Below are 7,181 nucleotides of genomic sequence, written 5' to 3' on the forward strand. Positions count from 1 at the left end.
GTTAAACCGTGGCGGGTTGTGGTTGAGGGCTGTGGAACTGGCCGGCCATCCAGCCACCGACATCGCTGATTCGGGTTTGCACCGTGTCTTGCAGCGCCGACATCCGCCCGCCGCAGAGCGCGCCGAGGCGGTCGCTGATCTGGAACAGTTCGTCGAGGTCTTCGGAAATCACCAGGATCGCCGCGCCCGCATCGCGCAGGGCGATCAGGGCACGATGGATCACGGCCGCCGCGCCGACGTCCACGCCCCAGGTCGGGTGCGCCGCGATCAGCAGTTTCGGTTGCTGAAGAATTTCCCGACCGAGGATGAATTTCTGCAGGTTGCCGCCGGACAGGCTGCGGGCGCTGGTTTGGGTGTCCGGGGTTTTCACGCCGAAGCGCTGGATGATCAACTCGGCGAGGGATTCGACTTTGTTGCGCTCGATCAACCCGTGGCTGACCAGGCCTTGTTGAAAGGCTGTGAGCAGGGCGTTGTCCGCCAGGCTCAACTCCGGGACCGCGCCGTGCCCGAGGCGTTCGGCGGGGACGAAAGCCAGGCCGAGTTTGCGTCGCGCCTCCGGACGTAGATCGGCGACGGCGCGTTCTCGGAAACAGATGGTTTGCGCTGCATCGCGGGGCAGGATTTGCTCGCCGCTCAGCAGTGCCAGCAATTCATCCTGACCGTTGCCCGCCACACCGGCGATGCCGACGATTTCACCGCTGCGCACTTGCAAGTCGATGTCGATCAACGAACAGCCGAACGGATCGGGGTTGTGCCAGTTCAATCCGCTGACCTGCAAAAATGTCGCGCCGCCACTGGCTTTCGGATACTCGCTGATCAATGTCGCCGACTCGCCGACCATCAGTTGCGCCAACTCTCGGTCGGAACATTCGGCCGGTACGCAATGCCCCGCCACCCGGCCGCCGCGCAGAACCGTGGCGCTGTGGCACAAGGCACGCACCTCGCCGAGTTTGTGGCTGATGAACAGAATGCTGCAGCCCTCGGCCGCGAGCCGGCGCAGGGTGATGAACAGTTCCTCGGCCTCCTGCGGCGTGAGCACTGAAGTCGGTTCGTCGAGAATCAGCAGGCGAATGTCCTGCATCAGGCAACGGACGATCTCCACCCGCTGGCGTTCGCCGATCGACAGGCTGTGGACAAGTCGCTCCGGTTCCAGCGCCATGCCGTAACGGCGGGACACCTCACGGATTTTCGGTTCAAGCTGTTTCGGCGTCCCGGCCGCCGGGCCCATTGCCAGCGCAATGTTCTGCGCCACGGTCAGGGTTTCGAACAGGGAGAAATGCTGGAACACCATGCCGATGCCCAACTGCCGGGCCTGGGCCGGGTTGCGCATGTTCACCGGTTGCCCTTGCCAGAGCATTTCACCCGAGTCGGCCTGGGTGACGCCGTAGATGATCTTCATCAGCGTGCTTTTACCCGCGCCGTTTTCACCCAGCAGGGCGTGGATTTCACCGGGGGCGATGCTCAGATCGATGGCATCGTTGGCCAGACAACCGGGATAACGTTTGCTGATGCGGCGCAGATGCAGGCGCGGGGTGGGCGTGGCGTTGGGCATGACAGGCTCGGCTTGCTTGGAGTTGTGCCTGTGGATAAAGCAATTTCCTGGCCATTGAGTCAGGAACCCGTCAAGCGCTTGCCCGGCGACCCTTCGCGTAGAGCATCGAAGGCCAAATTGCCCGGATGGGCAGCACCAATTGAGCGCAAAGCCGTTGATCAGGCTCCAGTTTTGCTCGCAAGTTACTGGTTAAAAAACGAGCAATCCCGTCGGAGCTAAGCTGCACCTGCGACTGCGCGAGTCATGAACGGGTTATCCACAGGTTGCTCCACAGTATTTGTGCGCAATCGGAAAACCTTGGCATAAGCGCATCGGTACTATCTCCCAATGGCGATAAACAGATCTAACTGATTGTTTTTGCTTGGAATTAAACTTTTTTTACGTGGTTTGGGCGAAAAGTGAACAAAACGCGCAAAGCCACGTGACAGAAGGGTTACAGCGGTGTGTGCTCAGGTTATCCACAGTCGGGTGCACAGCTGATGTGGGCAACTCGGTGGAATAAGCGAATCGTATCGTGCCCCGAAATATTGCAGGTGTTCAGCGCTGGAGCAGGATGCGTCCACGGCTGAGATCGGCCAGTTGGTTTTGCAGCAACGGGATCTGCGCTTCCCCCACTGCCAACTGTAATTCGACGCCGTTGGCGGTGAAGTTTTCCTCCACCACCAGACCGCCGAGATCCGCCACCCGCAACTTCACCAGCGCCAGTTCGGCAAACCCGCAGGCGCAACTCAGTGGCACACGGCTGATCAATTCGATTTTCGCCGCCGCTTGCAGGCACTTGTTCGCGCCGCCGCCATAGGCCCGGGCCAATCCGCCGGTGCCCAGTTGAATGCCGCCGTACCAGCGGATCACCAGCACCGCGACCTGATCGCAATCCTGCGCTTCGATGGCCGCGAGAATCGGCCGTCCGGCCGTACCGCCAGGTTCGCCGTCGTCGTTGCTGCGGTACTGATCACCGAGTTTCCACGCCCAGCAATTGTGCGACGCGTTCAAGTCGCTGTGCTGCTCGATGAAGGCTTGGGCGTCGGCAGGGCTGCCGATCGGTGCGGCGAAGGTGATGAAACGGCTTTTGCGAATCTCTTCGCGAAATTCGCAGAAGCCGCTGAGGGTGAATGGCATAGAACGACTTATATAGAAGGAGTGAGGCCGCAGCCTTTGAGGATGATGCGGATCAGGTTGGTGCCGGCGTCGTCCATGTCCTGTTTGGTCAATTTGCTGCGACCGCTGACCCGGCAGATCTGCGTGGCGAAGTCGGCGTAATGCTGCGTACTGCCCCACAACAGGAAAATCAGGTGCACCGGATCCACCGGGTCCATCTTGCCGGCATCGATCCACGCCTGGAACACCGCGGCCCGGCCCTGGAACCAGGCGCGGTAGTCCTGGTTGAAATACTCGGTCAGGCATTCACCGCCGCTGATCACTTCCATCGCAAAGATCCGCGACGCTTGCGGCTGACGGCGGGAAAACTCCATTTTCGCGCGGATGTAGCGGGTCAGGGCTTCGGCCGGATCGTCCTCGGCGGTCAGGGTGTTGAAGGTGCTGTCCCACAGCTCGAGGATGTTGCTCAGCACCGCCACGTACAACCCGAGCTTGTTGGTGAAGTAGTAATGCAGATTCGCCTTGGGTAACCCGGCCTTGGTGGCGATGGTGTTCATGCTCGTGCCTTTGAATCCGTGACGGGCGAACTCGTCTTCGGCGGCTTTGATGATGGTCTCTTCGTTCTTCTGACGAATGCGGCTGGCAGGTTTGCCGCCGTGAGCGGGGACTTCAAAGGTCATAGGCACTTCCGGGTTTGTCTGTGGGGTGCAACCAGTTGCGTTGATAGCGCAACCATCGGCCTGCGACAAGCCCCGGGCGAATAAAACCCCGGTCGTCAGCGCGTGGCGGCCAGGCTTTCGAGAAAGCTTTCCAGCACCAGATGCGGACGCCGGCCTTTGCGGGTGACCGAGGCGAGGCTCAAATCATAGAAACGCGTGTTGGCCTTGAGCGCGCGCAGCCGCCCCTGTTGTACCCAGAGGCTGGCGTAATGATCCGGCAGATAGCCGATGTAACGCCCGGTCAGAATCAGGAACGCCATGCCTTCACGGTCGGAAGCGCTGGCCGTGCAATTGAGGGCCTGATAGTGCGCCTGGATCTCCGCCGGCAAACGGAAGGTCGGGGCGATGGCGTCCTGGCTGTTCAGGCGTTCGTCGTCCAGTTGCTTGTCATCGACATAAAACAACGGATGGCCGACCGCGCAATAAAGCAGCGAGCGTTCGCTGTACAGCGGCTGATATTCCAGTCCCGACAGCGCACTGGCCTGCGGCACCACGCCGACATGCAGGCGGCCGTCGAGCACGCCTTGTTCGACTTCGTTGGGGGCGATCATGCGGATCTGGATCTGCACGTCCGGCCCGCGCTCTTTCAGCTGCGCGAGCGCGTGGGTGATGCGCATGTGGGGCAGGGTGACGAGGTTGTCGGTCAGACCGATGATCAGTTCTCCGCGCAAGTGCTGGTGCAGGCCGTTGACCTCGGTGCGGAAACTTTCCAGTGCACTCAACAGCTGCAACGCCGATTGATAGACCTCGCGACCTTCTTCGGTCAGGGAGAAACCGGCGCGACCACGTTGGCACAGACGCAGGCCCAAGCGTTGTTCGAGATCGCTCATTTGCTGGCTGATCGCCGAACGACCGATGCCGAGCACGGTTTCCGCTGCCGAGAAGCCGCCGCACTCGACCACGCTGCGAAAAATCCGCAGCAGGCGGATATCAAAGTCACTGACCTGGGCCAGTGGATCGGGGCGGCGGCTGCTCATGTTGTTGTTCTCATTGTTTAGCAGTGTTCTAACTGAAGGTTAGAAAAGTTGGATTTCACCGACTTTATCCCCGTGGCAATTTAGCTGCAACAACGCTTTCTATCTCCCTGAAGCTTATTGCCCTGCGAGGTTTTGCCCGATGAACATGCCTGAAAACGCGTCGTCGCCACTGGCCAGCCAACTCAAGCTGGACGCGCACTGGATGCCGTACACCGCCAACCGCAACTTCCAGCGCGACCCGCGTCTGATCGTCGGTGCCGAAGGCAGCTGGCTGATCGACGACAAGGGCCGCAAGGTGTACGACTCGCTGTCCGGTCTGTGGACCTGCGGCGCCGGGCATACCCGCAAGGAAATCCAGGAAGCGGTGGCCAAGCAGTTGGGCACTCTCGATTACTCGCCGGGCTTCCAGTACGGTCACCCGCTGTCGTTCCAGCTGGCCGAGAAAATCACCGAGCTGACTCCGGGCAACCTGAATCACGTGTTCTTCACTGACTCCGGTTCCGAGTGCGCCGATACCGCGGTGAAAATGGTCCGCGCCTACTGGCGCCTGAAAGGCCAGTCGACCAAGACCAAAATGATCGGCCGCGCCCGTGGCTACCACGGTGTGAACATCGCCGGCACCAGCCTCGGCGGCGTCAACGGTAACCGCAAGCTGTTCGGCCAGGCGATGATGGATGTCGATCACTTGCCGCACACTTTGCTGGCGAGCAATGCCTTCTCCCGTGGCATGCCGGAGCAGGGTGGTATCGCCCTGGCCGATGAGCTGCTGAAGCTGATCGAACTGCACGATGCTTCGAACATTGCTGCGGTGTTCGTTGAACCACTGGCCGGTTCCGCTGGCGTGCTGGTTCCACCACAGGGCTACCTCAAGCGCCTGCGTGAAATCTGCGATCAGCACAGCATCCTGCTGGTGTTCGACGAAGTGATCACCGGTTTCGGCCGTACCGGCAACATGTTCGGTGCCGACACCTTTGGCGTGACCCCGGACCTGATGTGCATCGCCAAGCAAGTCACCAACGGCGCGATCCCGATGGGTGCGGTGATTGCCAGCTCCGAGATCTACCAGACCTTCATGAACCAGCCGACCCCGGAATACGCGGTGGAATTCCCGCACGGCTACACCTACTCGGCGCACCCGGTGGCTTGCGCCGCTGGCCTGGCGGCACTCGACCTGCTGCAAAAGGAAAACCTGGTGCAGAGCGTGGCTGAAGTTGCACCGCATTTCGAAAATGCCCTGCATGGTCTGAAGGGGGCGAAGAACGTCATCGACATCCGCAACTACGGCCTGGCCGGCGCGATTCAGATCGCGGGCCGTGACGGCGACGCTATCGTGCGTCCGTTCGAAGCCGGTATGGCGTTGTGGAAAGCCGGGTTCTACGTGCGCTTCGGCGGCGACACCCTGCAGTTCGGCCCTACCTTCAACAGCAAGCCGCAAGACCTCGATCGTCTGTTCGACGCGGTCGGCGAAGTGCTGAACAAGCTCGACTGATTTTTCCTTCTATATATACCTACAAAAACGGGCACTCCATGGCGGGTGCCCGTGGACAAGAATTCAGGAGTTTTCGATGAGCGTTATCCCGCATTTGATCAATGGCGAACTGGTGACCGAAAACGGTCGCGCAGTTGATGTATTCAACCCGTCCACCGGTCAGGCTATCCACAAGCTGCCGCTGGCCAGCCGCGAAACCATCCAGCACGCCATCGATGCCGCCAAGGCTGCGTTCCCGGCCTGGCGCAACACGCCACCGGCCAAACGTGCCCAGGTGATGTTCCGCTTCAAGCAGCTGCTGGAGCAGAACGAAGCGCGCATCTCGCAATTGATCAGTGAAGAACATGGCAAGACGCTGGAAGATGCTGCCGGTGAACTGAAGCGTGGTATCGAGAACGTCGAGTTCGCCTGCGCAGCGCCGGAAATTCTCAAGGGCGAGTACAGCCGCAACGTCGGCCCGAACATCGATGCCTGGTCTGACTTCCAGCCGCTGGGCGTGGTGGCCGGCATCACGCCGTTCAACTTCCCGGCGATGGTGCCGCTGTGGATGTATCCGCTGGCGATCGTTTGCGGTAACTGCTTCATCCTCAAACCGTCCGAGCGTGATCCAAGCTCGACCCTGCTGATCGCTCAACTGCTGCTGGAAGCCGGTCTGCCGAAAGGCGTGCTGAGTGTCGTGCACGGTGACAAGACTGCGGTGGACGCGCTGATCGACGCACCGGAAGTCAAAGCGCTGAGTTTCGTGGGTTCGACGCCGATTGCCGAATACATCTATTCCGAAGGCACCAAGCGTGGCAAACGCGTGCAGGCTCTGGGCGGCGCGAAGAACCACGCAGTGCTGATGCCGGATGCGGATCTGGACAACGCCGTCAGCGCACTGATGGGCGCGGCTTACGGTTCCTGCGGCGAGCGCTGCATGGCGATTTCGGTGGCCGTGTGTGTGGGCGACCAGGTAGCCGACGCACTGGTGGCCAAACTGGTTCCACAGATCAAGGCGCTGAAAATCGGTGCCGGTACTTCGTGTGGTCTGGACATGGGGCCGCTGGTCACCGGTCAGGCGCGCGACAAGGTCAGCGGTTATGTCGAAGACGGCGTGGCGGCAGGCGCGACCCTGGTGGTCGATGGTCGTGGTCTGAGCGTGCCAGGTCATGAGGAAGGCTTCTTCCTCGGTGGCTGTCTGTTCGACAACGTCACCCCTGAGATGCGCATCTATAAAGAAGAGATCTTCGGGCCGGTGCTGTGCGTCGTTCGGGTGAACAGCCTGGAAGAGGCAATGCAACTGATCAACGATCACGAATACGGCAACGGCACCTGCATCTTCACCCGTGACGGTGAGGCGGCACGTC

The 7,181-nt window shown here is 60.8% G+C and carries 6 protein-coding genes (1 of these 6 only partly in view); 2 read left to right on the forward strand and 4 right to left on the reverse strand.

All coding sequences use genetic code 11. From position 1 onward, the window contains the following. Window position 1 precedes the first annotated feature (1 nt). The 4 genes from IF199_RS03560 to IF199_RS03575 form a co-directional block, all read right to left on the reverse strand. Complete coding sequence (locus IF199_RS03560) at window positions 2-1,552, reverse strand: ABC transporter ATP-binding protein (RefSeq protein ID WP_192559697.1); 1,551 nt, start codon at window positions 1,550-1,552, stop codon at window positions 2-4. A gap of 537 nt (window positions 1,553-2,089) precedes the next feature. Continuing rightward, on the reverse strand, window positions 2,090-2,671 hold the full coding sequence (locus IF199_RS03565; protein ID WP_192559698.1) for an IMPACT family protein: 582 nt from the start codon (window positions 2,669-2,671) through the stop codon (window positions 2,090-2,092). 8 nt (window positions 2,672-2,679) lie between these two features. Continuing rightward, complete coding sequence (locus IF199_RS03570; RefSeq protein WP_192559699.1) at window positions 2,680-3,330, reverse strand: TetR/AcrR family transcriptional regulator; 651 nt, start codon at window positions 3,328-3,330, stop codon at window positions 2,680-2,682. 95 nt (window positions 3,331-3,425) lie between these two features. Further along, window positions 3,426-4,346 (reverse strand): LysR family transcriptional regulator, encoded by a 921-nt coding sequence (locus IF199_RS03575; RefSeq protein WP_192559700.1) that lies wholly within the window; start codon window positions 4,344-4,346, stop codon window positions 3,426-3,428. A 139-nt stretch (window positions 4,347-4,485) separates the two neighbouring features. On the opposite strand from IF199_RS03575, the gene aptA reads away from it, so the two are divergent. Both aptA and IF199_RS03585 read left to right on the forward strand, forming a co-directional pair. Beyond that, window positions 4,486-5,835 (forward strand): omega-aminotransferase AptA, encoded by a 1,350-nt coding sequence (gene aptA, locus IF199_RS03580; RefSeq protein WP_096819679.1) that lies wholly within the window; start codon window positions 4,486-4,488, stop codon window positions 5,833-5,835. A gap of 76 nt (window positions 5,836-5,911) precedes the next feature. Beyond that, window positions 5,912-7,181 carry the 5' portion of a CoA-acylating methylmalonate-semialdehyde dehydrogenase gene (locus IF199_RS03585; protein ID WP_192559701.1) on the forward strand. It continues 224 nt past the right edge of the window, so only the first 1,270 of its 1,494 coding nucleotides appear in the window; the start codon lies at window positions 5,912-5,914; the stop codon falls past the right edge of the window.

Origin of the sequence: Pseudomonas allokribbensis, from assembly GCF_014863605.1 — a bacterium.
Taxonomy (GTDB): Bacteria; Pseudomonadota; Gammaproteobacteria; order Pseudomonadales; family Pseudomonadaceae; genus Aquipseudomonas; species Aquipseudomonas allokribbensis.

What these genes read in the sequence shown, in the direction of transcription:
- IF199_RS03560 (WP_192559697.1), bottom strand. Translation starts at nt 1,552, where the DNA reads ATGCCCAACGCCACGCCCACCCCGCGCCTGCATCTGCGCCGCATCAGC.
- IF199_RS03575 (WP_192559700.1), bottom strand. Translation starts at nt 4,346, where the DNA reads ATGAGCAGCCGCCGCCCCGATCCACTGGCCCAGGTCAGTGACTTTGAT.
- IF199_RS03565 (WP_192559698.1), bottom strand. Translation starts at nt 2,671, where the DNA reads ATGCCATTCACCCTCAGCGGCTTCTGCGAATTTCGCGAAGAGATTCGC.
- IF199_RS03570 (WP_192559699.1), bottom strand. Translation starts at nt 3,330, where the DNA reads ATGACCTTTGAAGTCCCCGCTCACGGCGGCAAACCTGCCAGCCGCATT.
- aptA (WP_096819679.1), top strand. Translation starts at nt 4,486, where the DNA reads ATGAACATGCCTGAAAACGCGTCGTCGCCACTGGCCAGCCAACTCAAG.